The organism is Silvimonas iriomotensis (assembly GCF_014645535.1).
Taxonomy (GTDB): Bacteria; Pseudomonadota; Gammaproteobacteria; order Burkholderiales; family Chitinibacteraceae; genus Silvimonas; species Silvimonas iriomotensis.
On sequence record NZ_BMLX01000001.1, the window covers coordinates 65662 to 88151 of the forward strand.

Sequence of the window (22490 nt, forward strand, 5' to 3'; positions counted from 1 at the left end):
GCGTTCCATGCCCGGAAAAGATGGATTTCCGGGTGCCAGAAAAAGACAGCTTGCAAGTTGTCGCGATCGATCAAGCGCATCGCGGGGAGACGCTTTTGCCCCGTTTTTCGCAAAGGAGACGCAGATGCAGAAAAGCGCGTGGTTCAAGCGCATGGCGCTGGGCTTTGCCGCCGTAGCCGCTGTCGCGGTTGCGCTGGTCTGGGCAGTGGGCCCGGATCAACTGGCGCAGTACCGCGAGGACCTCATTTACCTTGGTCACCGCCACCTTTATCTGGTGGGCGTGTCGATGGCGCTGGCGCTGATTGTGGGTGTGCCCAGCGGCATTTTGCTAAGCCGCCCGTTTGCCCGGCGCTGGGCCGAAACCGGCATGCAGTTGTTCAACATCGGCAACACGCTGCCGCCTTTGGCGGTACTGGCACTGGCCATGGTGGTGGTCGGCATTGGCGATAAACCGGCCATTGTCGCGCTGTTTCTGGCGTCGTTGCTGCCCATTGTGCGCAACACCTACGCGGGCCTGGCTGGCCTGCAACCGGCATTGCTGGAAGCCGCCAACGCGCTGGGCATGACGCCGCGCCAGCGGCTGTGGCGGGTGGAAATCCCCAATGCGCTGCCGGTCATGCTGTCGGGCGTGCGCATTGCCCTGGCGATCAACGTCGGCACGGCACCGCTGGCGTTCCTGATTGGCGCCAGCAGCTATGGCGAGCTGATCTTTCCGGGCATTTACCTGAATAACCACACGGCCTTGTTGCTGGGGGCGGCAGCCACGGCGCTGATTGCGCTGCTGCTTGATCTGACGGTCGCCGGCGTTGGCAAACTGGTCACCCCGCGCGGCGTGGCCTGATCCCAAGGAGAACCACATGAAGGCACTGGCCTCACTGGCGGCGTTTTGCCGCCGCACCCTGGGTATTGTGCTGCTGGCTTGCGCCATGCCCGCGCTGGCGGGCGGCACCATCAACCTGGGCAGCAAGAACTTTACCGAACAGCACGTGCTGGCGGCACTGACCGCGCAGTACCTCACGGCCAAGGGTTATACGGTGAACCAGACTACCGATCTGGCCACCATCATCCAGCGCAATGCACTGGAGAACAATCAGCTGGATATGGTCTGGGATTACACCGGCACCGCGCTGATCATCTACAACCACATCGACCAGCGCATGAGCGATGAAGAGGCCTACCAGACCGTCAAGGATATTGATGCCAAAAAGGGCCTGGTCTGGCTCAAGCCCGCGCCGCTGAACAACACTTACGCGCTGGCCATGAAGCGCAGCGTGGCCGAGGCACAAGGCATCAAGACCGTGTCTGACCTGGTGGCGGCCATGAACCGCGTGGCCGCGGACCCCAGGGCGCAGCCCTGGCAACTGGGGTTTGATATGGAATTTGCCGGCCGACCCGATGGCCTCAAGCCGATGCAGGCCATGTACAAGCTGGAACTCGCCCGCCCGCAAATCCGCCAGATGGACCCGGGCCTGGTGTACAACGCCATCCGCGACGGTTTTGTGCAGGCCGGCCTTGTGTACACCACCGATGGCCGCGTGAAGGGGTTTGATCTTCTGGTGCTGGAAGACGACATGCATTACTTCCCCAGCTACGCCGCCACGCCGGTGATCCGCCAGGAAGTGCTGGACCAGAACCCGGGCCTGGCCGATGACATGAACGCACTGAGCGCCCTGCTGGATAACGACACCATTGCCACGCTCAACGCCCAGGTGGATATCGACCACCGCAACGTTGACGACGTCGCCGCAGATTTCCTGCGCGCGCACAAACTCATCAATTAAGGAGGGCGCATGGATACCATCAATGACACCTTCCTGTTTGTGATCCACAACCTGCCGTTCATTCTGGGCCTGACGCTGCAGCATATGCAGCTGGTGGGCATTGCCGTGGCGCTGGCGGTGGTGCTGGGCGTGCCGCTGGGCATCGTGATCGTGCGCTTCAAATGGCTGGCCGCGCCGGTATTGAGCCTGACCACCATTGTGCTGACCATCCCCGCCATTGCGCTGTTTGGTTTGATGATCCCGCTGTTTTCCATGATCGGGCAGGGGATTGGCGCGGTGCCGGCCGTTACCGCCGCATTTTTGTACTCGTTGCTGCCCATTGTGCGCAACACGCACACCGCGCTGACCCAGCTTGATGCCGGCGTGCGTGAAGCCGGCCGCGGCATTGGCCTGACGTTCTGGCAGCGCCTGAAATGGGTGGAACTGCCGCTGGCGGTGCCGCTGGTGTTTGGCGGTATCCGTACCGCCGTGGTGCTCAATATCGGCGTGATGGCGATTGCCGCCATTGTCGGCGCCGGTGGCCTGGGTACCCTGATTTTGCACGGCATCAGCCAGAGCGATATCCGCAAGCTGATTGCCGGCGCCGTCATCGTAAGCGTCCTGGCCGTGGTCATGGACCAGGTGCTGCTGCGACTGCAGCGTGTGTTAACCCCGAAAGGAATCCGCTGATGATCGAACTCAAAAACCTGTGCAAGACCTTTACCCAGAAAAACGGCCAGCCGTTCAAGGCGGTGGATAACGTCAACCTCACGGTGGCCGAGGGCGAAATCTGCGTGCTGCTGGGGCCGTCCGGCTGTGGCAAGACCACCACCATGAAAATGATCAACCGGCTGATCGATCCGTCCTCCGGCCAGGTGCTGATCAATCGCGAAGACACCGCCGGTATCGACACCGTGACGCTGCGTCGGAACATTGGCTACGTGATCCAGCAGATTGGTCTGTTCCCCAACATGACTATTGAAGACAACATCATGGTCGTGCCGCGCATGCTGGGCTGGGACAAAAAGAAATGCCGCGAACGCGCCCGGGAACTGATGGGCATGGTGGCGCTGGACCCGGACCGCTTCCTCTCGCGCTATCCGCGTGAAATGTCCGGTGGCCAGCAGCAGCGTATCGGCGTGATCCGTGCGCTGGCGGCAGACGCCCCGGTGTTGCTGATGGATGAACCGTTTGGCGCGGTCGACCCGATCAACCGTGAGCAGATCCAGAACGAGTTTTTGCAGATGCAGCGGCAACTGGGCAAAACGGTGATGCTGGTCAGCCACGACATTGATGAGGCCATCAAACTGGGCGACCGCATTGCCGTGTTCCGCCAGGGCCGGCTGGTGCAAGTGGACACCGCCGATGCCTTGCTGGCGCAACCAGCCGATGACTTTGTGGCCTCTTTCCTGGGGCACGACCGCACGCTCAAGCGCTTGTTGCTGGTCCAGGCCGGCGAAGTGGCCGACATGCAAGAAACCCTCACCGCCACGCTCGATACCAGCCTGACCAACGCCTTTAGCGTGATGGACGATGCCGACTTGCGCCATCTCACCGTGGTGGACGACACCGGCAAACCGCTGGGCTACGTGCGCCGCAAGGACGTGCGTGGTGCGGCAGGCGTGTGTGCCGACAAGCTGCAACCAATCAGCGTCACTTCGGACGAGGGCGAAAACCTGCGCGTGGTGCTGTCAAAACTGTACGAGCACAACCTGACCTGGATGCCGGTGATCGACACCCATGGCCGTTACAGCGGCGAGGTCTCGCAGGATTACATCGCCAGTTATCTCAATTCCGGCCGCACCCACCGTAGCGCGCTGGTGGCTTGAGCGCCGGAAAAAAGCCCGCACAAGGCGGGCAAGTACCACAGGTTGAAGTCAACGCCGCCGCCAGTGCCGCCAGCACCAGCGGGCAAGGCAAGCCAGCCCGATGGGCAGCAGGAACGGCAATAGCGGCAGGCTGAGGATGGCGCCAATCAGCGCAATGAAGAGGGCGGCGGCACGCATGTCAGGCCGCGCCCGCCACGCTCCGGGTCAGGTGCGCGCTCATTTACAGTGAGCTGCATCGACTTCCTGCACCGAGGTATAACGCCCGTTCCAGGTCTGCACCTGCACGCACTGGCCAGACGTCTGGTTGTACCACCAGTTGGTCAGGCCGTCGTGGCGGGTATTGCTGAACCCGTTGTTGGTCAGAAACTGCTCGCCACCCGCCCCGCGCGCGCCGTTCAGGGTAGATACATCCACCCGTGCGTCATGGCCGCTATCCTGGTTGGCGCTCTGGCTTTTGTGATTCATGGCATACAGGCCCACACCCAATGCGGCCACTGCAGCTGCGCCAATGGCGATATTGCGGTTGCGGTCACGCGCCCAGTGTTCCGAATGCTCATCTTTCGGGTCCTGGTGCGTTGAATCTTTGGCGTCAACCGCCGTGACCTTGCCCCAGCGTTCAGTCAGCACGACCTCTGCAGTGGGGTGGCGATGGCGGTAAGTCTTGTACCAGTTGCCGTTCTGGATGGACGAATCGGTCTGGCGAAAGCCGGCGTCTTCCAGCTGGTCTTCGGCGCGGCTGGAACGCAGGCCGTTCAGATCATCGTATTGCAGCAGATCAGCATAGGCGGAGGTGACGGTGATGCCGCAAAGTACAGCAGTCAGCGCAAGGCGTTTCATCTGGTCTTCCCTGTTGTTTAGTAATCTTGAAGCCAGATTTTGATTCACTTGCTTTCATCAAATAAGTTCCTTATTCAACAGTTTTTTGGTGAGCAGTTACGCGGTTTTATTGATGTCCGGCAAGTTTTGCCCGCGTTGTTTGTTGCTTGCCGACACAAATAATCAACACTTTCGCAATGACTTTTGCATACCCGGCATCCCCACCGGTTTTTGCGTCGCGCCACATTGTCAGCAAAGTACTTTCAAGCGTCTGAGCACATGCGGCAGCGCCGGATCAGCCCGGGCGCGGGCAAAAAAAAACCGGTCCTTGCCTTGGCAACGACCGGTTTTTTTTGGCCTGGCGGCGTGTTTGGCGGCGTCAGACCTTGCCGCTGGCCTGATCCATGGTTTTGAGCAAATCGGCCAGGGCCTGTTTGCAGTTGGCGGCATCGGGTTTATCGGCGCGCAGTGCGGCAAGGGCGCGATCAATGGCTTTATCAACCACATGCCAGGTGGCAGCATCGCGCGGCTTCAGGCCGGCTTCGGCTTCATCCCAGCTCACTTCAAGGTCTTTGATCCGCGTCTTGCCGCCCGCCAGGTCCCCTTTGTTCACCAGGGTCTGAACGTCTGCCGCAATATTGCGGAATGCGGAGAGATCACCCAGCTTTGACGGCGCTGCCGCCTGGGCAATCGCAACGAATGGCGAGGCCATCGGCAAGGTGAAACCCAGGGCAGTAAGGGCAAACGCAGAAGCCGCCAGCCAGCGGGTGCCCGGCCGGGCTCTGGAATGGGTCGTCATGAAATACTCCTTGTCAGTGTGTGCGGGTTGAAACAGGACAAACAGCGGCAAATGCCGATCAGTGCGCGATCAGTGCGCGGGATCGGCACGCATGGCCTGGCGCTGCGCCAGGGCAACCAGGGCGACGATCACCAGCAAAAACAGCGCGCTGGTGCCTTTGGCGCCAAAACCCAGGCCGCCGTAAGTGGTGGATTGCGATAACAGATCGCCCAGCGATGCACCCAATGGCCGGGTAAGGATGTACGCCACCCAGAACGCCAGCGTGGCGTTGGCGCCCAGTTGCCAGGCCACGGTGGTCAGGATGATCAGCACGCCAAAGACAAACACGCCCCACTGGAACCCCAGCCCCAGTGCCTCTGTGGCCAGATCGCCGGCGGCCGTGCCCAGGGCGAAGGTGCACAGGATGGCCGCCCAGTAAAAGAGTTCACGCGGCAGGCTGGTGATGTCCTTGATGGACAGCGTGCGCTCCTTGCGGAACCACAAGGCAAAGATCAGCCCCAGCAACACGGCAAAGACCGCCGTGCTCAGATACAGACTGACGCCAAGGCCGTCGGTCAGTAGGTCAGTAATTTGCGTGCCGACGATGCTGACCAGCACCACCGTGAGCCAGTACATCCACGGAATATGGCGGTGCGCATTCAGTTGCAGACCCAGCGCGCCGGCCAGCAGCAGGGCCATGGTGCAGTCGGTGATCAAGGTGCCGAAACCGGCATTGACCGCCAGAAAATCCGCGCCGGTTTCACCGACGGTGGTGGAGAGGATCTTGATCAGCCAGAAGGCGAAGGTGACGGCGGGGACTTTGTTGGTCCAGTGGGAGGTGGCTTGCATGGGGGGCCTTCAGATTGCGCGGGATGGATGTGTGTAATTTGGGGGAGGGGACTTAGGCTAGCCATAGGTGGGGGGATTTTGGGCGGGGGGGGTGTGGCTGGGGTGTTGGCAAGGGGGCGTTGGGAAGGGAGGGCGGCTTGCGTTGTTACTACTTCGTCATTCCGGCGGAGGCCGGAATCCAGCTGCAGTCATGGCAAGGATGTATTGTTCGCTTCGCCACTGCATCGTCATTCCGGCGAAGACCGGAATTCAGTCAGGAGCCTGGGTGGCTCGCTGTTGTGGCCAGAGTCAGGCGGTAGGGTGGATTCGGAGCTTGGCGACAATCCACCATAGCGGTGTGTGTGTTAGCGCCTGGCGGCGCGGGTGTTTTGATACCGGCGGTGGCCGGAGCACGTTACTTTTCTTTGCTTCGCCAAAGAAAAGTACCCAAAAGAAAGGCGACCCCTGCGACTGCGCTCGCTTCGCGAGTTCCCTGTGCTTCTCGCAAGGCGCGGCTGGCTGCGGGAACTCGCTTCGCTCAGACACCCCTCCGCCGAAACCCCGCGCCTTGCTGCGATGCTCGGCGCAGTCAAGGGGAGGTACGTCAAAGGCAACGGCGACCCCGAAAATCAACGGCAACGGCAACGGCAACGGCAACGGCAACGGCAACGGCAACGGCAACGGCAACGGCAACGGCAACGGCAACGGCAACGGCAACGGCAACGGCAACGGCAACGGCAACGGCAACGGCAACAGCAACAGCAACGGCAACAGCACCCCTCAATTCATCCGTCTGCAAGAACGAAACTTCGCCCCACCGGTTCGTCATTCCTGCGCAGGCAGGAATCCAGTCGGCCGCCGCCGGCGGCCTTCTGGAAAAGAACCACTACGCCAAACTTCAATGCAACGCGGTCAGCATGGCATTCAGGAACGTGCCCTGTTCGTTGTAGGGGTCATCCGCGCTGTTTTCCGGGTTGGTGGGGTCGCAGCAGGTGGGGCTGGGTTTGTCCCAGACTGACCATTGCACCACCACCAGGTGCTCGCGCTGATTGATGGCAATCAGTTGGCCGAAGGCGCCTTGGGCTTCAAAGGTCCAGTCGCTGACTGAGCCCGGTTGCCCTTGCACCGGCCCGCGTGCTTGCACGGGGACTGCACCAGCGGGGTTGTCGGTGTTTTGCAAAGGGGCGCCGATATTGGCGTAGATGGGGCTGGCGAAATTGGTGGCGCCGACCTGGTTGTCGTCATAAGCGGGGGCGAACCACCAGTAGTAGCCATACTGGCCGTTGTCGGCGTAGTACGGCAGGGCAGAGGCCATGGTCCAGGTGGTGGCGTCACGCATCCAGTGTTCTGGCAGGGTGCGGGTGCCATCGGGCAGGCGGCCGTTGTTCATCACGTAAACGCCCCAGCGGCCGTAGTCATGCAGGGTGGCGTTAAAGCCGCCAGCCCCGAACGAGACGCCATTCCAGGTCCACCAGTTGCCGTTGGCTTCCATGCCCAGGGGTTGCCACAGCTTGCGCTGCATGTACTGGGCCAGGCTGAGGCGGGTGGCGCGCTGAATGGCCAGACCCGTCAGGAATGCTTCGCCGGTGCTGTAGTTGAATACGGCGCCGGGCACGGCATTGACGCCAGTAGCGGGGTCGATGGCGTGCGGGCGGGTGGCCAGCAGGTTGATTGCGCAAGGCGGGGTGTTGCTGCCGGAGTTGTTCACGCACTTGAGCAAGGCCGAGATATCCGACGCCGGGTCCAGGTAGTTCTCGTTCCAGGCCACGCCAGAGGCCATATGCAGCATGGCGCGCAGCGGTACGCCCTGGTAGGCGGTGCCGTGCAGTTCGGTCACGTACATGTCGATCGGGTCATCCAGACTGGAGATATACCCGTCTTTGATCGCCATGCCCAGCAGGGTAGAGGTGATGGATTTGGCGGCCGATTTGCTGTCCCACAATGTCCACGGCGTAATGCCCATGGCGTAGCGTTCCAGCGCAATATTGCCGTCCTTGAGCACCAGCAGCGCGGTGGCTTTGCTGTGCTTCATATAGTCGTCCACGGTGTTGCCGGTATGTGGCGTGCCGTTGGCGTTGCTGCCGTACTGATAGCGCACCTGGCTGGCGCGCCAGAGCTGGTCCGGACGGGCTGGCCACAGCGGTGATATCCAGTAGCCGCGCTGCATGGTTTCGGTACTGAACAACTGGGCGCTGTGACTGAAACCAACCACTTTTTGCTGCGTGGTCCAGGAGAACATGTCCTGCGGATTGGGGAGTGGCGTGCTGGCCACCTGGGCCGAAGTGACGTCGGCCGCCAGTGCGCTGGTCGCCAGCAGCAAGCCGGCGCCGAGAACCCCCGTGTATTGGCGCAATGTATTCATTGTTAACCTCGTGAATTCATATTCCTGATGCAAACCAGTGCCCGTGATACGGGCGCGTATCAAGCCGGAAATAACAGTGGAATGACAAAACGCGGTGCGTCTGACAAAACAATTCAATGCATATGTCGGTATTGGCTTTGTTTTTGCATTTCATGTTTTCAGGCAAAGGCCGGCGAAACCCAGGCAGGCTGGATCATCGGTCTGACATGACGCGTTGTAAGGTATTTGGCCGGGTGCTCGGTGCGCAGTTTGTAGGGCTGATCTGACTTCTGCGCGGTGCCATGACAACTGGCGAACAATCTGCGTTGTAGAAAATGCTTTCGTCTACTGTCAACTGTATCAATGACGAACGTAAAGGCGCTCACCGTGCCAAGCGTCATCAACCGGGGCGCGCTGGCCATGGGCAGACAGGCGGTCAGCGCGCCAGCGGCTGGCCACAAAAAAGCCACACCGCATAACGCGTGTGTGGCTTTGTCAGGATGGGCTGCGCCAGGGCTGGCGGCAGAAAATCTGTATTGAAATGAATGGATTGAAGTGATTCAAATGATTTAAATGAATCAAATGAATCAATCCATCATTTAACGGAAACAGAATTAAAAAACCGCATCCTTAATGCAATCCATAGCGCGCCCTGATTTGCGCCAGGGTGCCGTTTTTTTCCAGCCGGTTAATGGCGGCATTCAAGGCTTCTACATCGGCCGGTATGGCTGATCTGCGGCTAAGCATCATATGCACGTCATCAGAAAACACCGGCATGGGCAATGGCGCGACAGGGATATTCTGTTTGCGTGCTTCCCAGGTCAGGGCCACAAGGTCGCCCAGAATCACGTCACCGTGCTGGGCCTTGATCATGCGGATACCTTGCTGGAAATCCTCAAAAAACACGACCGATGACGCCGCCTGCATGGCGGGCAGGTTCGTTGCGTAATCCGGGCCGTACCAGCCGCTGTTGGGGCTGACCAGCAGGATCTTGCGCGCGCGCAAATCGGCAAAGGAACGCACGCTGGCGTATTGCGCTGCCTTGGGCGTCAGCGCCATCAGCGCGGCCACTTCACGGCGATATGGCAGGGTGAAATAGCTGGTTTTTTCGCGCTCTGGTGTATCAGAGGCAGCCAGCAACAGGTTCAGCGTGCCGTCTTCATACATTTTCTGGCGGCGCTTGCGTGGCACTTCATCGGTAATGATCAGCGTGCAGCGCGCTTCACGAAAAATGGCCTGGGCCAGTTCGATATCCAGCCCGGCGGGCTTGCCGCCGGCATCGGCATACATATAGGGCGGCCAGGTTTCCAGCGCCATGGTAAAGGGCATGCTGCAAGCGGCCGCGGTACTGGCGCCCAGGCTGAACAGGGCAAAGGCCAGGCAAGCCAGCCCGCGTAAAGGCGTGCGTCGGTTCAAAGTTGCGCTTCGCACCAGGTGTTTGACAGTTCCGAGTATAGAAACGGCTGCGCGCATCGGCACCGGCGCGTTTGCCATTTGCCCGACGCAAGTTGTCATTGCCCTGGCATGTGCTACACCACCATGCATTAGCCGGACCCGGCCCGGAACAACAAAACGGTCAAGCAGGTGGCAGGAGAGCAGCATGTTCCAGATTTCGGTGGTCAATGGTTCAAAAACCCTGTCCGATCGCGACATACAGCGGGCGATCCGGGCGATCAACCGGCAAATTGCAGAAGACTTCGAGCCATTCTGGGCCTTTGGCGGGCGTTTGCGGCTGGATGCCAGCGGGCTGGACGGACGTGATGCGCGCGCTTTGGCCCAACTGCGCGGGGACGCCATTTTATACGTGCTTGATTCGGCGCGGGGTGGCGGTTTTCTGGGTTATCACGATCACAGTGCCACGGGTGTCCCGTTTGGCTATGTGTTTCTGGATTTATGTCGTGAACTGGGGGACGAGTGGACCACCACGCTCTCGCACGAGGCGCTGGAACTGATTGCCGACCCGCAATGCAATCTGCTGGTGCAGGGGCCGCATCCGGCCAATCCGCAAAGCGTTGTCTACCACTACTTTGAGATGTGCGACGCGGTGCAGACCGTCACTTACGTGCTGGACGGTGTCACGGTGTCCGATTTTGTCTTGCCGGCCTATTTTGCCAACAGCGATCCATCCGCACGCACCAGTTTTTGCAGTGCGCCGCTGGCGTCTTTCGGGGTCACGCCGGGTGGGTATATCGGGTTTTTTGATCCGGGCCTGAACGCGCCGGATACCTTCTTTGCCAATAACCAGACCGCCGCCAGACGCCTGGCAGTCAAACGCAAGCATGGCTTTGGCCGGGTGGCGCAACGCGGCGCCATGGCCGCGCCGGCCAGCACCACGCCAGATCCCATTGAGCACGTGGTGGTGCTGATGATGGAAAACCGCTCGTTTGACCACATGCTGGGCGATCTGGGCAAGCTGATTCCGGGGCTGGACGGCGTTGCGCCAGCCAGCCCGGGCCGCAATACCGACAGTGTCTCGGGCAAGGTCTATACGCAGCTGAACAATGCCAGCGATACGGTCGGCACCGATGGCAAGTTTGTGCCCGCCCACGAGTTTGTCGATGTACAGCAGCAGATCAGCGACCAGATGGGGCATTTTGTCGATAACTACCGCGCCGGGCCGGGCAAGGCGCTGCCACCGGACGAACTGGATACCCATCTGCAGCAAGTCATGAGCTACTTCAAGGCGGGCGAATTGCCGGTGCTGCACACGCTGGCGCAGCATTTCATGGTGTGCGACCGCTGGTTTTCATCCTTGCCCGGGCCCACCTGGCCCAACCGGTTTTTCGTGCATTCGGGCACCTGTCTGGGCGAGTTGCTGATGCCCAGTCTGAGCTCGCCGCTGACCTGGCCGTCACTGTTGAAAAACTACAATCAGGACACCCTGTACGATCGTCTGTCTGACGCGCAACCGCCCATTAGCTGGAAGATCTATCACGATGGTTTTCCGCAAACGGCGCTGCTGGGCAAAGTGCGCGCGCGCGACTGGCAACAAGCCTACGGCACCATGGCGGATTTCACCGCAGCTTGCGCCGGCAAGGCGGCAGATTTTCCGGCCTATGCGTTTATCGAGCCGCGTTATTTTGATAACGGCAATGGCACGGAAAACGACCAGCATCCGTCGGCCGGCGTGCAACAGGGCGAGCAACTGATTGCCGCTGTCTACAACGCCATCCGCAACAACGACGAACTGTGGAGCAGCACGCTGCTGATCATTACCTGGGATGAACACGGCGGCTTTTATGATCATGTGGTGCCGCCCGCCACCGTGGGGCCGGATACCGCGCTGTCGACCTCGCCGCCGTTTGACTTCACCCGGTTGGGGGTGCGGGTGCCGGCGGTGCTGGTCTCGCCCTGGGTGCCGCCGGGCGTGGATCATACGGTGTACGACCACACCAGCATCTTGCGCTACGCCTGCCGCAAGTGGAATTTGCCGCTGCTGGGCAACCGCATGAATCCGGCGGTGGCGGACAACAAGGTTTGCGGCAATTTCGCCGGGCTGATGTCGCTACCGCAAGCGCGCACGGACAAACTGCTGCTGACGCCGGCCAAAATCCCCGCGCCAGCGCCGACCGTGTGGGATGACGCGCGTGAATCCATGCTGAAAACCGCAGAAATGATCTTGCGGCCAGTCACCCATGGCTTGCTGGGCGCGGCCGCCCCGGGCGCTGTCGCTGAGCCGGCGTTGACGGTGGAGCAACGCGTGGCCCAGGTGGATCAGTGGCTGGCGCAAAAGGGCGCCACGACGCCAGGCCGGGCACCGGCAGCCAAAGGGCGCAAACCGCCCAAAGCGGGCTAAAGCAACGGCAACCCGCCAAAGGGTTTGACTTCACCCATGGCCAGCATCGAGTCGACCGCGGCCACGCCCGGCAGCACGCGCAACACGTCGTGCACGAAATGGCCATAGTCATCCATGTCTTTGGCGACAATCTGCAGCAGGTAATCGGCGCTGCCGGCCACGCTATGACACGCCACAATGCGCTCCAGCCCCTGGATTTCGTGTTCGAACCGATCATACAAAGTGCGGTCATGTTCGCCAAAATGCACCAGCGCAAACGCCAGCACACCCAGCGCCAGCGCCTTGCGGGATAACACCGCGTGATAGCTGCTGATATAGCCATCATGCTCCAGCCGCTTGAGCCGCCGCACACACGGCGTCTCGCTCAGGCCGATGCGCTCGGCTAGCCTGGCCAGCGGAATGCGGCCGTCTTGCTGTATCAACGCAAGAATGTGGCGGTCATATTGATCCAGCGTATCCATATCTTGTTCCCTGACGATGCGGGCCGCGGGCGTGCCCTTCCCGGACCACGATGGACACTCAGCATATGACTGGATGGGCCGCTTTGCCGGGCAGGCAGGGCACAGGGGCTGACTGGAGGTCAGCCGGGGGCGCAAAGCCGGCCAACTGGCTGGCGGGCGGCCTGATCTGAGACACCCCGCCGGTTTTCAGGTACCGTGTACCCCGCCAGTCACCCCGGTTTTAATAAAGAAATGAGCGATTCCCTCCGGCTTTCCGATGCCCAGCAACAGATCATGGCCACCGTCACCGATCTGGCCCGCGCAGATTATCAGCAGCATGTACTGGTTGAAGCCGGCGCCGGCACGGGCAAGACCACCACGCTGGTGGCCGCGCGTGAACAAGTGGTGGCCGAGGGCAAAGGCGTGCTGGCGCTGACGTTTTCCAACGCCGGCCGCCAGCGCTTTGCCGATGTGCATCTGGCGCAGACGGGCCGCAACCTGCCGCCCAAAAGCGTGCTGACGTTTGATGGCCTGGCATTTGAAGTACTGTGCGGGGCAGTGGAAGGGCGCAATTACTCGGGCGATGGTTTTTTCACGCGGGAAGAAATCCGCCAGAACGCCATCAATGAAAGCGACCAGTTGCTGCAACTGCTGGCAGAGCTGGTTGCAGAACTGAACGACACCTGGGAAGGCGATATCCCGGATCGTGAATCAGATTTGATCGAATTGCTGGAACTGATTGGCAACGCGCGCATTGCCAACGTCTTTCGCGACCCGCGCATGTATGCCGAGGAAGACGGCCTGGAAGAATACCAGGAAGCCGAGCGCACCGAATTCCTGGCCAGTCTTGATCTGCCACCCTGGTTCTATCACCTGTTCAGCCGCTTTGAGCGTTTGCGCCGGGAAAGCCGTCATCTGGTCGGCGTGGAAGGCGCGGCGTACGACCTGGCCGGTGATCCGCGCGCGCTGGTGCGTTATGTCTGGGCCAACCGCATCAGCGTGATCATGGTGGATGAATTTCACGACACCAAGGCGCTGCATTTTGAACTTCTGAATGTGCTGATCAAAGCCGGGTGTCGCCTGGTGCTGATTGGCGACCGCCATCAAGACTTGTTTGCCTGGCGCGGTTTGCAGCCGTTTTCCGCTTTTGATAGCGCCGCGAAACTGGCTGGCGTCACCACGCTGGCCTTGCCGCGTTCCTGGCGTTACGGCCACCGCATTGCGCAAATGGCCGACCGCATCGTGCAGCGGCTGCAACCGGGCGCGGCGCGCATTACCGGGCCGCGCGCGCAATCGGGCAAGTTGCTGGCCGTGCCTGATCTGGTGGCATGGCTGGCGCAAAGCGCGCAGCAAGGGGTGGCGCTGGCCGATCACTGCGCCATCTTGCCGACCCAGGCTGATTGCATGATGTTGCAACTGCGGTTGTTTGATGCCGGCGTGCCGTATCGGCTGGTCGAACGCGTGCGGCCTTTTTTCCAGGGTTACGAGTTCCGCGTGGTGCGGGCGCTGGCGTTGTTGTACTGCCGCCGGTTTGCCGCCGACGCACCCTTTCACGTCAACAGCATTTACGCGGTGGATGTGCTGATGAACGTGCCCGCGCTGGGGCTGGATAAAGAATCGCGCAGTGATCTGCGGGCAGAGCTGGGGCTGGACGGCGCGCGGCGCATGGACGGCCAGCGTTTGCTGAATGCCGATCCGTTTACCTTTGGCCTGGTGCTGGACAAACTGGCCGAATTTTTACCCCCCATCCTGACCCGTGCCGCCGCCTGGCCGGATTGGCTGGCGCTGGCCGTGCAGCATTTGCAACTGCACGCCTTCTTGCACCAGCGGGCGCAACACCCGGCAGCGGGACGGCAATCGGGCTTGTTGCTGGATGAACTGGCGCGCCGTTTCAGCGCAGATATCGCCCCGGCCACGCAAATCCAACGCTGGGATGAAGCGGTTGAACGCTTTGTGCGGCAGCGGACCAATGCCGGCGGCTTGTCGCTGACCTCGGTATTGCACGCCAAAGGGCATGAATACGCGCGCGTGCTGTTGCCGATCGGGCCATCCGGCTGGCGCCGGCATTTGCTGCAGCCTTCTGCCGCCGGCTGGCGTGAACTCTACGTGGCGGTGACCCGCGCCCGCGAGGGCATCATGCTGGAAACCACGGACGAGGGCGACGCGCTGGCCCAGGAAGTCCACGGCATCTTCGGCGCCTGAGCCGGCACCGGCCTCAACTCCGCGGTGTTGCCGGGTTGATCAGTGAAGTCAGCACGTGATCTTCCCATTGCCCGGCAATGCACAGATAACTGCGCGCCAGGCCTTCACGCTCAAAACCAAGGCGCTTGAGCAGACGCCCGCTGCGTTCATTGAGCGGCATGTACGCCGCCATGATGCGGTGCAATCCCAGTTCGTTGAACACGTAGTTGTTGGTGGCCTTGAGCGCTTCCAGCATCAAGCCCTGGCCTTGCCAGGCGGCGCCCAGGCTATACCCCAGATTGCAGGCCAGAAACGGCCCGCGCACGATGTTGGTGTAACTGCATTTGCCCACCATCTGGCCGGAAGCCTTGTCGTGCAACACCAGATGCAGCGCGGTGCCGGCACTGAAATGGTCCAGCGCCTGCTGCTGGCGCTTTTCATAACTTTCCGGCGCGTACCAAGCCAGCTCCCGCACTGGCTCCCAAGGGGCCAGGTGGCGGCGATTGGTGTCATCAAACGCGGCCAGCAGGTGCGCATCTTGAGCGGGCGGGATATGCAGCAACAGGCGGGGAGTGGTGATCTGGATCGGGCTCATGCAGGGGGCGGGCATTGTGCGGGCGTGATTCATTTATAGGTGCTGCAGAAACAAAAACCGGCTTGCGCCGGTTTTTGTTCTGGTCAAACGGAGGTGATGGCGCTTACCAGATGTGAATGCGCTGTTCCGGCGCCTTGTACATCTTGTCGCCAGGTTTGACGTCAAACGCGCTGAAGAAGGCATCGTTGTTTTCCGTCGCCCCGATCGCGCGGAAGTTACCCGGCGAGTGCGGATCAGACTTCAGCAATTGCAACTGGAACGCTTCACGCATCTTGCTGCGCCAGACCTGGGCAAACGCCAGGAAAAAGCGCTGGTCGCCGGTCAGGCCGTCAATCACCGGGGCCGGTTTGTCGCCCAGCGCCAGGTGGTACGCCTTGTAGGCAATCTGCAGGCCGGAGTTATCCGCAATGTTCTCGCCCAGGGTGAGCTTGCCGTTCACATGCTGGCCAGGCAGCGGTTCGTAGGCGTCATACTGCGCCACCAGCTTGTCGGTCAGCGCAGTAAAGCGCTTGCGATCTTCCGGTGTCCACCACTCGTTCAGGTTGCCCACGGCGTCAAAATGGCTGCCCTGGTCATCAAAACCATGGCTGATTTCGTGGCCGATCACGGCACCGATGGCACCGTAGTTGGCGGCATCATCGGCGGCCATGTTGAAAAACGGCGGCTGCAAGATGGCGGCCGGGAACACGATCTCGTTCTGCGCCGGGTTGTAGTAGGCGTTCACGGTCTGCGGTGTCATGCCCCATTCGGTGCGATCGACCGGATCATTCAGGCGGGCCAGTTCACGGTGGTACTCAAACTGCGCGGCGCGCTGGTAGTTGCCAAAGAGGTCATCGGGCTTGATCTCCAGCGCGGTGTAATCACGCCATTTGTCCGGATAACCGATCTTGAGCGCGTAATGCGCCAGTTTGTATTGCGCGGCTTTTTTGGTTTCCGGCGTCATCCACGTCAACTGGCCGATGCTCTGGTCGTACGCCTTCATCAGGTTGCCGACCAGCACTTGCATGCGGGTCTTGTACTCTGGCGGGAAGTACTGCGCGACGTATTCCTTGCCTACCGCTTCGCCCAGGGCCCAGTCGGCTGCAGTCACTGCACGCTGCCAGCGCGGCGGCTCTTTGGGGGTACCAGACAGCGCTACGCTGTGGAACTGGAAGCTGGCGTCAGAGAAATCCTTGGGCAAAATGCGCGCCACGGCATCAAGCTGATGCGCCTTGAAGTATGCGCGCCACGTGGCCACGGGCTGGTTTTGCACCAGCTTGCCAAGCTCAGTGGCAAAAGAGGGCTGGGCCAGATCGACTTCGGGCACCTTGCCATAGCCTGCGGCATCCAGGAACACGGTCCAGTCAAACCCCGGCGACAGTTTTTGCAACTGGGCCACGGTGAGCTTGTTGTAGGTCTTGACCGGATCGCGGTTGTCCACCTTGCTCCACTGTGCTTTGGCCAGCGCAGTCTCCAGCGTGATCACGGCCTTGGCCTGGTTTTCTGCGTCTTTCTCGCCAATCAGCGTAAACAAACGGGTCAGATAGGTTTGATAGGCGGCACGCGCAGCCACAAAGCGGGCGTCGTCGATCAGGTAGTAATCGCGATCAGGCAGACCCAGACCGCCCTGGCCGGCGCCAGGGAAATAGCGGGTGGAGTCTTTCGGGTTGATCTCGACCGAAATATTCATGGGCTGCGGGCCCGGGTTGGGCTGGACTTCGCCCATATAGCGCGCGATATCAGCGGGGGTATTGATCTGGTCAATACGGGCCAGCAACTGTTTTACCGGTGCGGTGCCGCGCTTTTCGATCGTCGCTTCGTCCATGTAACTGGTGTAAAAGTCCCCGATCTTGCGTTCATCGCCCGTGGCGGACTTGTTGGCGGCGGCGGCTTCCAGAATCTTGCGCGAGCGTTCCAGCGAGGTTTCGCGCAGTTCATAGAATGCGCCCCAGTACGGCTTGTCGTCCGGAATCGGCGTGTTCTTGATCCACGTGCCGTTGGTGTGCAGATAAATGTCATCCTGCACGCGTACGTTCTTGTCGAAATTCTTGAGGTCAATGCCGGAGACGGGCGCTGCATGGGCATGCAGGCTTAACAACAACGCGCCGGTCAGCGCTGCGAGTTTGAAGTGCTTCATCGGGGTCCTTGATCGGGATTGTTTTTCTGGTCCGCGTTGTGGGCGGCCTGGGCATTATCACCAGACTGCGGTTTTCCAACAATGGGGCCTGGTGAATACAAGACTTGTCAAAATCCAACTGGTTCTCGTTTCCGACGCAACAATTCGCATGGCGCCTGCATCATTGCGCACGGCATTCCGCTATCATCGCACCTCACCCCTGAACGCCCAGCCACCCAGACTACCCACAAGGAGAACCGGCATGCTGAATCAGTTACTGACCCGGTCTGCGCAATACGCGCCGAACTTCGGGGCCGGTCTGGCTAATCATTTGCCCATGGCTTTGATTGCACTGGCGCGTCTGGGGGCGGATGACACCCGCCTTGAAGCGTACTTCAACGAGTACATCAAGCAGCTTTCGCCCGTGGCGGCCTCGCCCGGCGTGATTGATCCCGCGTTCTGGCAGCGCGAACTGGGCCAGTTGGCGTATTACGCGGCCTACCGGGACTACTTTGCGGCGCAACTGGCAGCAGAGGGCGTCGATGCGGTGGTGCGCCGGCATATCCATGATCTCTTGCCCGGCATTGGCGGGGCGGCGTTTCATGGCGTGATCCGGGCGCAATACGCGCTGGCCAGCGGCAACCTGGATGAGATCGCCTGTGGTCTGGCCTACTGGGCCTGTAGCGCACGCAAACTGGCAGACTGGCCGGTGCCCATGCCGGCACCGCAAAGCGCTGATCCGCTCACCCTGGTGACCCGCCTGTTTACGCCTGCGTTTGCCATTGATCCGGCGGCATTCATGATCTCGGCCAGAATGCGCAGTGCCGTGCAATTGCCCGCGTTTGCCGAGGTTGTCGGCTGGCTGGACGTTCAGCCCGATACCCTGCAAAAACTGGCGGTCTACGCGGCAGAATGCTACGTGGTGACGGGTGACTTCACGGTGTTGCACCTTGTGACCAGCGCGCATGCCTTGCGCGGTCTGGCGCGCTGGATCGACGACATGGACACCGCCGTGCGCTGGTACTGGCAGGCGTACGCGGCGGGGGTGATTGCCAGTGGCATTGCAGGGCCGGCCCCGCATGTGACCGTGCCGGCGCAGCCAGACTGGGCGCCGCTTATTGCGGCGGGGATTGCGGCCGCAGATGAGCACGTGATCAAGCTGATCGACGCCTGCCATGAGGAATACGCGGCGTACGGCGAAGGCGCGCATGTGCTGGCGGCCCGGCGGATCGCACAACGTTAGCGGCGGCGCCGGCCGCTCAACTACCACAACCCGCAAAACAAGTATTGATCGCTGACGCACCCACAGACCTCGCCATGGCACATGGCGCGGTGGTGCGTCTTTGCAAAAAGAATCGCAAAAGGTTTACCCATGAGTCTTTACCGCTTGCTGGCCGGCTTTATCCGGCAGCACTGGCGTCCTTATTTTTTCTCTGCGGTCATGCTGTTTGCCGTGGCGTTGCTGTCGGTGCTGATTCCGCGCCGGGTAGGGCACATTATTGATGAACTGGTCGCGCACCGGCTGGGTGGCGTCGCGCTGCTTGAACAACTGGCCATTGTGCTGGCCATGGGCGTGGCCATTTACTTCCTGCGCGTGGGCTGGCGGCTGCAGTTGTTCGCCGCCGCTTACCGCCTGGGCGTGAGCCTGCGCACGCGCCTGTATGAGAAGCTTGCCACGCAAGGGCCAGGGTTCTACCACGGCCAGCGCACGGGCGATCTGATGGCGCGCGCCACCAATGATATCGACGCCATTGAAATGGCCGCCGGCGAAGCCATGCTGGCCGGCTTTGATGGCTCGATGACCCTGATTCTGGTGGTCGCCATGATGACCGTCGGCATCGACTGGCGGCTGGCGCTGGTGGCCTTGCTGCCGTTCCCGCTGATGGCGCTGGCGTTCTGGCGGATTTCTGACCACATCCACCACGCCTGGCATGACTCGCTGGGCCGCTTCAGCAAACTGAACGATCACGTGCAAGAGACGCTGACCGGCGTGCGCACCATGCGTGCGCTGGGCCTGCAGGCGCGCAACAGCAAGGAGTTGTCGCGCCTGGCGGGTGATGCCGCCGCCAGCAGTCTGACTGCCCAGCGCTGGGAAGCCGCGTTCGAGCCCGCTGTCGGCCTGACGCTGAGCACCTCTGCCGTGACCGTGCTGGCGGTCGGGGGTTATCTGGTGTGGCAGGGCGAGCTGACCATTGGCGCGCTGACGAGTTTCTCCATGTACCTGGGTCAACTGATCTGGCCGATGTTTGCTGCGGGCTGGGTGTTGTCCTTGCTGGAGCGCGGCAAAGCCGCCTGGGGCCGGCTGGGGCCGATCCTGGAAACCCCGCCCAGTGTGCCGGATGACGGCGTGCAAGGCGCGCTGCAACCGGGCGCGCTGGTGTTCAGCAACCTCAGTTTCAATTATCCGGAACAAGGCACGGCGGCGATCTCCGGGGTGAATCTGACACTGGAAGCGGGTAAGACGCTGGGGCTGGTCGGGCCGACGGGTTCGGGCAAATCCACGCTGTTGCGGCTGTTGCTGCGGCAATATCCGCTGCAACTGGGCGATATCCGCTGGGATGGCGTGTCTGTAGCCGAGTACAAACTCGACACGCTGCGCAATGCCATCAGCTGGGTGCCGCAAGAGCCGTTCCTGTTCTCGGCCTCGGTGGCGGACAACATTGCGCTGGTGAAACCGGACGCGACGCGCGCAGAAATCGAGCGGGTCGCCACGCTGGCGGCGGTGCATCAGGACATCCTGCGCTTGCCGCAAGGCTATGACACGCCGGTCGGTGAGAAGGGCGTTTCGCTGTCTGGCGGACAACGCCAGCGTGTCGCCATCGCCCGTGCCTTGCTGGCCGATGCGCCTTTGCTGCTGCTGGATGACGCGCTCTCTGCGGTTGATACGCAAACCGAAGCGCAGATTTTGTCGCACCTGCAAGAAGCGCGGCGCGGTCGCACGGTGATCATCGTCAGCCACCGCCTTTCTGCCGTGGCCGATGCCGACCACATTGCTGTCTTGCGCCATGGCCGGATCACGGAATCGGGCACGCATCAGGATCTGGTCGACGCTGATGCCTGGTATGCCAGCCAGTGGCGCTACCAGCAGCTGGAGGCCAGCCTTGATGAGCTTTGAGCGCCCGTCGGCCCGCTGGCCGGGCCGCGCTGCCGGCATCTTTATTTACCTGCGGCAAAGTGCGGCGCCTGCGCTGCGTTTTGCCCCGCTGAGCGTTGCTCGCGAAGATCTGGAACAGGTTCTTTCATGGATTTGAATCAACAAGAAGCGACTCGGGTGCAAAGCCTGAAAAGCGAACGCCGCGATGCGATTGCCTTGCTGCGCAGCGCCGCAGCGCCAGAAAACCGCCATTTGTTGTGGGGCACTTTCTGGCTGGTCTGCGCCGCACTGCTTGAAGCGCTGGGCCCGTTCATGTCCAAGCTGTTTATCGACAAATACCTGCTGCCCCGCAATCTGGTGATCCCGGAAATTGCCGCGCTGCTGATCGGTGGCCTCCTGGCCGGTTACAGCGCCGGCATCTTGCGTTATCTGCAACTGACGCGTCTGGCGGGCGTGGCCATGCGTTCGGTTCAGCGCCTGCGGGAGCAGGTGTACAGCCACGTCATCCGCCTGCCGATGGCGTTCTTTGACAAAGCCATTACCGGGCAACTGGTCAGCCGTGTCACCAACGACACCGAGTCGGTCAAAGCGCTGTATGTCCAAGTGCTGTTTGTCATGCTCGACAGCTGCATTGTGGTAACGGGCGCCATGCTGGCCATGACCTTGCTGGACTGGCGGCTGATGCTGATCGTGCTGACGCTGTTTCCGGCGGTGGTGGTGATTGTCTGGTGGTATCAGCGCTGGAGTGCGCCGTCGGTGGCGCTGGCGCGCGAACTGCGCAGCGAGATCAACGCCCAGGTGGCCGAGTCCATTGCCGGCATGAGCGTGCTGCAGGCTTCCAATGCGGCAGGCCGCTTTGCGGACAAGTTCTCCCGCACCAATCAGTCTCACTACAAGGCGCGGCTGAGTGAACTCTCTGCCAACGCCTGGCTGCTGCGGCCGGCGCTGGATATGCTCAACGCGCTGATCCTGGTGGTGGTGATCTATTCGTTTGGGCAGCGCCAGTTCAGCGCGCTGGAGATCGGCGTGCTGTACGCCTTCGTGAGCTATATCGCCCGCGTGGTAGACCCGCTGATCCAGATCACCCTGCAGTTCAGCCAGTTGCAGCAAGCGGTGGTGGCGGCAGCGCGCGTCAATACGCTGCTCAAAGAATCGCAAACCGCAGCGGCAGAGGGCGACGCAACCGTGACCCGCGGCGCGGTGCGCTTTGCCAATCTGCGCTTTGGCTACAACCCGGATCAGGTGATCCTGCACGACCTCAATCTGGATATCCCGGCCGGCAGCTTTTACGGCATTGTCGGGCACACCGGCAGCGGCAAATCCACCTTGTTGTCACTGCTGCTGCGCTTTTACACCCCGCAATCGGGCGAGATCGATATTGATGGCGTGCCGCTGACGCAGATTGGTGACGATGCTTTCCATGCCGGTGTGGGCCTGGTGCCGCAAGACCCGTTCTTGCTGGCCGCCAGCGCGCGGGAAAACATCGACATGAGCCGTGGGTTGTCGCAAGCGCAGATCGAAGAAGCGGCCAGGGCCGCTGGCGTGCACGAGTTGATCCTGTCGCTGGAAAACGGTTACGACACCGATATGGGCGAGAGCGGCACGCGGTTGTCCAGCGGGCAGAAGCAACTGATCGCCATCGCCCGCGCGCTGGCCGGCAAGCCGCGCATCTTGTTGCTGGATGAAGCCACGTCACACATCGACAGCGAAACCGAGCAACTGGTGCAGCGCGCGCTGGAAGCACTGCATGGCAAGGTGACGATGATCTCCATCGCCCACCGGTTATCAACGATCCGCGATGCCGACCGCATCATTGTGCTCAATCACGGGCACATTGCCGAGGCCGGGACGCATGATGAACTGATGGCCATCAGCCACGGCATCTATCAGCGTTTGTATTTGCTGCAGCAATTGCAGGATTAATTTGTTTCTATAGA

General features: G+C 61.2%; 19 protein-coding genes. 10 read left to right on the forward strand and 9 right to left on the reverse strand.

Annotated features, from left to right (window positions below):
* The first annotated feature begins 124 nt into the window (after positions 1-124).
* Genes IEX57_RS00300 through IEX57_RS00315 form a run of 4 tightly spaced genes read left to right on the forward strand, consistent with a single transcriptional unit; the run spans position 125 to position 3589 of the window.
* Positions 125-841, forward strand: coding sequence for an ABC transporter permease (locus IEX57_RS00300; protein WP_188701168.1), 717 nt, complete (start codon positions 125-127; stop codon positions 839-841).
* Positions 842-857: 16 nt separating this feature from the next.
* Complete coding sequence (locus IEX57_RS00305) at positions 858-1781, forward strand: glycine betaine ABC transporter substrate-binding protein (RefSeq protein WP_188701169.1); 924 nt, start codon at positions 858-860, stop codon at positions 1779-1781.
* Between the two features lie 9 nt (positions 1782-1790).
* A complete protein-coding gene (locus IEX57_RS00310) occupies positions 1791-2450 on the forward strand; it encodes an ABC transporter permease (protein ID WP_188701171.1) in 660 nt (219 codons plus the stop codon).
* Positions 2450-3589: an ABC transporter ATP-binding protein gene (locus IEX57_RS00315; RefSeq protein WP_188701173.1), complete on the forward strand. Its 1140-nt coding sequence runs from the start codon at positions 2450-2452 to the stop codon at positions 3587-3589. The genes IEX57_RS00310 and IEX57_RS00315 overlap by 1 nt, the downstream gene beginning before the upstream one ends.
* A 48-nt stretch (positions 3590-3637) precedes the next feature.
* On the opposite strand, the gene IEX57_RS21275 is transcribed toward IEX57_RS00315, so the two are convergent.
* The 6 genes from IEX57_RS21275 to IEX57_RS00340 form a co-directional block, all read right to left on the reverse strand.
* Complete coding sequence (locus IEX57_RS21275) at positions 3638-3766, reverse strand: hypothetical protein (protein ID WP_268238293.1); 129 nt, start codon at positions 3764-3766, stop codon at positions 3638-3640.
* Between the two features lie 39 nt (positions 3767-3805).
* A complete protein-coding gene (locus IEX57_RS00320; protein ID WP_188701175.1) occupies positions 3806-4426 on the reverse strand; it encodes a hypothetical protein in 621 nt (206 codons plus the stop codon).
* A 358-nt stretch (positions 4427-4784) separates the two neighbouring features.
* Complete coding sequence (locus IEX57_RS00325) at positions 4785-5204, reverse strand: histidine kinase (RefSeq protein WP_188701177.1); 420 nt, start codon at positions 5202-5204, stop codon at positions 4785-4787.
* A gap of 69 nt (positions 5205-5273) precedes the next feature.
* Positions 5274-6032: a COG4705 family protein gene (locus IEX57_RS00330; protein WP_188701179.1), complete on the reverse strand. Its 759-nt coding sequence runs from the start codon at positions 6030-6032 to the stop codon at positions 5274-5276.
* An 877-nt stretch (positions 6033-6909) separates the two neighbouring features.
* Positions 6910-8373 (reverse strand): serine hydrolase domain-containing protein, encoded by a 1464-nt coding sequence (locus IEX57_RS00335; protein ID WP_188701182.1) that lies wholly within the window; start codon positions 8371-8373, stop codon positions 6910-6912.
* A 609-nt stretch (positions 8374-8982) separates the two neighbouring features.
* Positions 8983-9768, reverse strand: a complete 786-nt coding sequence (locus tag IEX57_RS00340) for a substrate-binding periplasmic protein (RefSeq protein WP_229708504.1) — start codon at positions 9766-9768, stop codon at positions 8983-8985.
* A 184-nt stretch (positions 9769-9952) separates the two neighbouring features.
* Between IEX57_RS00340 and IEX57_RS00345 the strand changes: the two genes are divergently transcribed.
* On the forward strand, positions 9953-12148 hold the full coding sequence (locus IEX57_RS00345; RefSeq protein ID WP_188701184.1) for a phospholipase C: 2196 nt from the start codon (positions 9953-9955) through the stop codon (positions 12146-12148).
* Here the strand turns inward: IEX57_RS00345 and IEX57_RS00350 are convergent.
* Complete coding sequence (locus IEX57_RS00350) at positions 12145-12609, reverse strand: Lrp/AsnC family transcriptional regulator (protein WP_188701186.1); 465 nt, start codon at positions 12607-12609, stop codon at positions 12145-12147. The genes IEX57_RS00345 and IEX57_RS00350 overlap by 4 nt on opposite strands.
* Positions 12610-12840: 231 nt before the next feature.
* Here IEX57_RS00350 and IEX57_RS00355 point away from each other — a divergent pair, with 231 nt between their 5' ends.
* Positions 12841-14790, forward strand: coding sequence for a UvrD-helicase domain-containing protein (locus IEX57_RS00355; RefSeq protein WP_188701188.1), 1950 nt, complete (start codon positions 12841-12843; stop codon positions 14788-14790).
* A gap of 13 nt (positions 14791-14803) precedes the next feature.
* Here IEX57_RS00355 and IEX57_RS00360 read toward each other — a convergent pair whose 3' ends face one another.
* Positions 14804-15397 (reverse strand): GNAT family N-acetyltransferase, encoded by a 594-nt coding sequence (locus IEX57_RS00360; RefSeq protein ID WP_229708524.1) that lies wholly within the window; start codon positions 15395-15397, stop codon positions 14804-14806.
* Between the two features lie 70 nt (positions 15398-15467).
* Complete coding sequence (locus IEX57_RS00365; protein WP_188701190.1) at positions 15468-17480, reverse strand: M13 family metallopeptidase; 2013 nt, start codon at positions 17478-17480, stop codon at positions 15468-15470.
* Positions 17481-17721: 241 nt separating this feature from the next.
* Here IEX57_RS00365 and IEX57_RS00370 point away from each other — a divergent pair, with 241 nt between their 5' ends.
* The 4 genes from IEX57_RS00370 (at position 17722) to IEX57_RS00385 (ending at position 22476) form a co-directional block, all read left to right on the forward strand.
* Positions 17722-18702: a questin oxidase family protein gene (locus IEX57_RS00370; RefSeq protein WP_188701192.1), complete on the forward strand. Its 981-nt coding sequence runs from the start codon at positions 17722-17724 to the stop codon at positions 18700-18702.
* 129 nt (positions 18703-18831) lie between these two features.
* The gene (locus IEX57_RS00375) at positions 18832-20574 is read left to right on the forward strand and encodes an ABC transporter ATP-binding protein (RefSeq protein ID WP_188701194.1); all 1743 of its coding nucleotides are present in this window, start codon (positions 18832-18834) and stop codon (positions 20572-20574) included.
* On the forward strand, positions 20564-20710 hold the full coding sequence (locus IEX57_RS00380; RefSeq protein WP_188701197.1) for a hypothetical protein: 147 nt from the start codon (positions 20564-20566) through the stop codon (positions 20708-20710). The genes IEX57_RS00375 and IEX57_RS00380 overlap by 11 nt, the downstream gene beginning before the upstream one ends.
* The gene (locus IEX57_RS00385) at positions 20701-22476 is read left to right on the forward strand and encodes an ABC transporter ATP-binding protein (RefSeq protein WP_188701199.1); all 1776 of its coding nucleotides are present in this window, start codon (positions 20701-20703) and stop codon (positions 22474-22476) included. The genes IEX57_RS00380 and IEX57_RS00385 overlap by 10 nt, the downstream gene beginning before the upstream one ends.
* The last annotated feature ends 14 nt before the right edge of the window (positions 22477-22490 follow it).

Coding starts and splice junctions, on each gene's coding strand:
- IEX57_RS00300 (WP_188701168.1), top strand. CDS start 125: ATGCAGAAAAGCGCGTGGTTCAAGCGCATGGCGCTGGGCTTTGCCGCC.
- IEX57_RS00305 (WP_188701169.1), top strand. CDS start 858: ATGAAGGCACTGGCCTCACTGGCGGCGTTTTGCCGCCGCACCCTGGGT.
- IEX57_RS00310 (WP_188701171.1), top strand. CDS start 1,791: ATGGATACCATCAATGACACCTTCCTGTTTGTGATCCACAACCTGCCG.
- IEX57_RS00315 (WP_188701173.1), top strand. CDS start 2,450: ATGATCGAACTCAAAAACCTGTGCAAGACCTTTACCCAGAAAAACGGC.
- IEX57_RS21275 (WP_268238293.1), bottom strand. CDS start 3,766: ATGCGTGCCGCCGCCCTCTTCATTGCGCTGATTGGCGCCATCCTCAGC.
- IEX57_RS00320 (WP_188701175.1), bottom strand. CDS start 4,426: ATGAAACGCCTTGCGCTGACTGCTGTACTTTGCGGCATCACCGTCACC.
- IEX57_RS00325 (WP_188701177.1), bottom strand. CDS start 5,204: ATGACGACCCATTCCAGAGCCCGGCCGGGCACCCGCTGGCTGGCGGCT.
- IEX57_RS00330 (WP_188701179.1), bottom strand. CDS start 6,032: ATGCAAGCCACCTCCCACTGGACCAACAAAGTCCCCGCCGTCACCTTC.
- IEX57_RS00335 (WP_188701182.1), bottom strand. CDS start 8,373: ATGAATACATTGCGCCAATACACGGGGGTTCTCGGCGCCGGCTTGCTG.
- IEX57_RS00345 (WP_188701184.1), top strand. CDS start 9,953: ATGTTCCAGATTTCGGTGGTCAATGGTTCAAAAACCCTGTCCGATCGC.
- IEX57_RS00350 (WP_188701186.1), bottom strand. CDS start 12,609: ATGGATACGCTGGATCAATATGACCGCCACATTCTTGCGTTGATACAG.
- IEX57_RS00355 (WP_188701188.1), top strand. CDS start 12,841: ATGAGCGATTCCCTCCGGCTTTCCGATGCCCAGCAACAGATCATGGCC.
- IEX57_RS00360 (WP_229708524.1), bottom strand. CDS start 15,397: ATGAATCACGCCCGCACAATGCCCGCCCCCTGCATGAGCCCGATCCAG.
- IEX57_RS00365 (WP_188701190.1), bottom strand. CDS start 17,480: ATGAAGCACTTCAAACTCGCAGCGCTGACCGGCGCGTTGTTGTTAAGC.
- IEX57_RS00370 (WP_188701192.1), top strand. CDS start 17,722: ATGCTGAATCAGTTACTGACCCGGTCTGCGCAATACGCGCCGAACTTC.
- IEX57_RS00375 (WP_188701194.1), top strand. CDS start 18,832: ATGAGTCTTTACCGCTTGCTGGCCGGCTTTATCCGGCAGCACTGGCGT.
- IEX57_RS00380 (WP_188701197.1), top strand. CDS start 20,564: ATGAGCTTTGAGCGCCCGTCGGCCCGCTGGCCGGGCCGCGCTGCCGGC.
- IEX57_RS00385 (WP_188701199.1), top strand. CDS start 20,701: ATGGATTTGAATCAACAAGAAGCGACTCGGGTGCAAAGCCTGAAAAGC.